Consider the following 3221-nt stretch of genomic DNA (forward strand, 5'->3'; position numbering starts at 1 on the left):
AACTGGAAGACCTGGTCGTAGGCGGCCGCGAGGTCCGGCGTCTGGTTGGCCTCGATGTCGCCCCAGGAGTTGGAGACGATGTCGGCGAGGTGGTTGTCGACGATCTTGCTGAGCGAGTCCAGCAGATCGTCGTCGTAGCAGGACGCCGCGCCCACGTACGTGATCTGCGCGTCCGGCGCGACCGCGTGCACGGCCTCGACGTCGAGGGTCTCCTCGCCGTACCAGCCGGAGGCGTCGCACTCGTCGGCGCCGGTGTGGGTGTAGTTCTTGGGCAGGACCTGCTTCAACTGGCCCGTGGTGTAGGCCGCGTCGCCGTGCTTCTTCGCGTAGGTGGCCGCGTCGTAGGCGATGGTCGGGGAGGCGAACGCGTCCGTGATGGCGACGCGCACCCCCTTGCCCGTGTACTTGCCCGCCCCGTAGGCGGCACGCAGCTGCTTGCCGGTGTAACCCTGCACGGCGTACGGGATCTTGGTGCCGTACGCGTCGGGCAGCGTGCTCGCGATGTTGGAGCCGTAGTACGACGAGAACGGGCCGGAGTTCTTGAACACGGCTCCGGGGCCCGGCAGTTGCTCGTCGTGGTCGGCCTTGTGCGGGGCGTTGTCCAGGCCGGTGACGGTCAGGACGGCACCGTTCAGGCTCTCCGGCGCGGACGCCGACTTCGAGGGCGCGCGGTAAGTCTTGCTGCCCTTGGCGTAGTTGTGCAGCTGGGTGCCGAACGCCTTCTCGGCGGCGGCCACGTCACCGGTGACGGAGACGTAGTGCTGCGAGACGCCGGTGACCTTCAGGCCGGCCGACGTCAGCCAGGACTTCACGGCGGCGACCTGGGCCTTCGTCGCGCCGAAGCGGGACTGCGCCTGACCGGCGCTCAGGTACCTGCCGTACGACGCCGAGGACGGGTCGGACACCGACTTCGCGTACGCGGCGAGGCCGGCCGCGTCCTTGCCCGCCAGATAGACCCGGGCCGAGACCCGCGAACTGTCGGCGGTGGCACCCTTGTCGGCCTTGGTCGTGGCCCACGCGGGCTTCGTTCCGGTCAGCGTGTCACGGGCCGGGGAGTCCGAGGCGTGCGCCGCGGGTATACCGAGCGCGAGCGCGCCGGCGATCATCGGCAGTGTCGCTGCCATGCTCACTCCGGCGCGCGTTCTTGCGCGGTTGGATCTCATGGAACCCCCTGTATGCGGTTCGTCGCGAGTGGATCACTCGCCGGGGGCCACTCTTTCGACGAACCGTTCATGCGAGGGGAATACGAATCCCAAGAAGAGCCCAATTAACCTAATGACAAGGCCATTTGAGGGTTAACACGCTATGAGGACCGAGGGGAAACCCTCTATGGCGAGCCGCCGCGCGCTATGAACGCGGTTTCGCGCCCCGCTCCTTGAGCATGTCCGTCATCAGGTCGATCTCGGACTCCTGGGCGTTCACCATGCCCTGAGCGATGTCCTTCTCCACCTTCACCGTGCAGCGCGCGACACAGCCCTCGGCCATGTGGATGCCGCCCTTGTGGTGCTCGGTCATCAGCTGCAGATAGAAGATCTCGGCCTGCTTGCCGCTGAGCTTCCGGAGTTTCCTCAACTCGGTGTTGGTCGCCATGCCCGGCATCAGCGCGCCGTCCTTGCCGTCGGCCATGCCGCCCATGTCCATCCAGGTCATCGGCGGGTCGGACGACACCTTCGGCAGCTCCCACAGATCCAGCCAGCCCAGCAGCATGCCGCGCTGGTTGGCCTGCGTCTGCGCGATGTCGAACGCGAGCCTGCGCACGTCCTCGTTCTCGGTGCGGTCGCGCACGATGAACGACATCTCCACCGCCTGCTGGTGGTGCACCGCCATGTCCCGCGCGAAGCCCGCGTCCGCGGAGTCGGCGGTGGGCGTGGCCGTGGCGTCGTCGCCGTCGGCGACCGCGTAGGTGACCGCGCCGGCCGCGACGAGCACCGCCGCCGCGGTCCCCGCGATCCAGCCGACCTGCCTCACTGCGCCTTACCGCCCGTGCACACCGCGCCCTTCTCCGGCGTCTGCTCGCCCTGGACGTACTTCTCGAAGAACTTCGCCACGTTCGGGTCGCTCGCGCTCGTCACCGTCCGCTGGTGGCCCCACGCCGTCAGCATGATCGGGTCCGCCTGGTCCTCGTACGGGCTCATCAGCGTGTACGGCGTCGCCTTCACCTTCGCCGCGAGCGCCTCCACGTCGGACTTCTTGGCCTTGCTGGTGTACGTCACCCAGACCGCGCCGTGCTCCAGCGAGTGCACCGCGTTCATGTTGTCGAGCGCCTTGGTGTAGACGTCGCCGTTGCAGTTCTGCCAGACCGCGTTGTGGTCACCGCCGGCCGGGGGCGTCATCGGGTACTTCACCGTCTTGGTGACATGCGTCTGGCTCAGCTTCGCCGACCACGTCTTCACGCCGTCCTTGCCCGTGGTCCAGTGCCCCGGGTTCTTCGAGTCGGACGCGGTGCTGCTGTCGTCGTCCTGCGACTGCACGAGCACGACGGCGCCGACGACGAGAGCGGCCACGACCGCCACGCTCGCCCCGATCGTGAGGAGCCGGTTACGGCGCTCGCGAGCCTGCTCGGCCCGCCGCATCTCGGCTATACGCGCCTGCCGTGCGGCGGATTCCTTCTTCTTGGCGGAGCCCATGGGGTTGTGTCCTTCTGGGGAAAGGGGGCCGATCGGGTCCGCTGATCGTAATAGGGAGGACCGGGTCTCTCGTAGGGCGGGCACAGGAATGGCCGAAGATCGGGTTCCGCTCACGCCCCGGGCCTCGCAGGTTGCGGCCCGCCCGGCATTACTTCCGCGCGTCCGAGCAGGCAAGATGGGCGCAGAACAGTACACCTGTCGGACGTGAGGCGTTCAACCGGGCGTCGGCCTGCCGATCATGGTCCGCAACACGGATGAAATGGTGTTGTGGTGGGATGCTCAGGTGCCCGACCGTCTCTCGCGGGACCGGAGGCAGGCGGCCTGACCAGCAAGGATGGGGAAGCGGAAGATGGACAAGCAGCAGGAGTTCGTGCTCCGGACGTTGGAGGAGCGCGACATCCGGTTCGTACGCCTGTGGTTCACGGACGTGCTGGGCTTCCTCAAGTCGGTTGCCGTGGCCCCCGCCGAGCTGGAGCAGGCCTTCGACGAGGGCATCGGCTTCGACGGCTCGGCGATCGAGGGCTTCGCCCGGGTCTACGAGTCCGACATGATCGCCAAGCCGGACCCGTCGACCTTCCAGATCCTGCCCTGGCG

4 protein-coding genes are annotated in these 3221 nt (G+C 67.8%); 1 reads left to right on the forward strand and 3 read right to left on the reverse strand.

Annotated elements, in window-relative coordinates:
- From HOV77_RS04985 to HOV77_RS04995, 3 genes are all read right to left on the reverse strand, one after another.
- Positions 1–1124: protease pro-enzyme activation domain-containing protein (locus tag HOV77_RS04985; RefSeq protein ID WP_290858060.1), on the reverse strand; the 1124-nt coding region annotated here is incomplete at its 3' end.
- Between the two features lie 223 nt (positions 1125–1347).
- The gene (locus tag HOV77_RS04990; RefSeq protein WP_290858062.1) at positions 1348–1968 is read right to left on the reverse strand and encodes a DUF305 domain-containing protein; all 621 of its coding nucleotides are present in this window, start codon (positions 1966–1968) and stop codon (positions 1348–1350) included.
- On the reverse strand, positions 1965–2627 hold the full coding sequence (locus HOV77_RS04995) for a DUF3105 domain-containing protein (protein ID WP_290858064.1): 663 nt from the start codon (positions 2625–2627) through the stop codon (positions 1965–1967). The genes HOV77_RS04990 and HOV77_RS04995 overlap by 4 nt, the downstream gene beginning before the upstream one ends.
- Before the next feature lie 349 nt (positions 2628–2976).
- Here HOV77_RS04995 and HOV77_RS05000 point away from each other — a divergent pair.
- Positions 2977–3221 (forward strand): glutamine synthetase (locus HOV77_RS05000; RefSeq protein WP_290858066.1); only part of this gene is annotated, 245 nt, incomplete at its 3' end.

The sequence above is a fragment of the Hamadaea sp. genome, assembly GCF_013362815.1.
Classification (GTDB): domain Bacteria; phylum Actinomycetota; class Actinomycetes; order Mycobacteriales; family Micromonosporaceae; genus Hamadaea.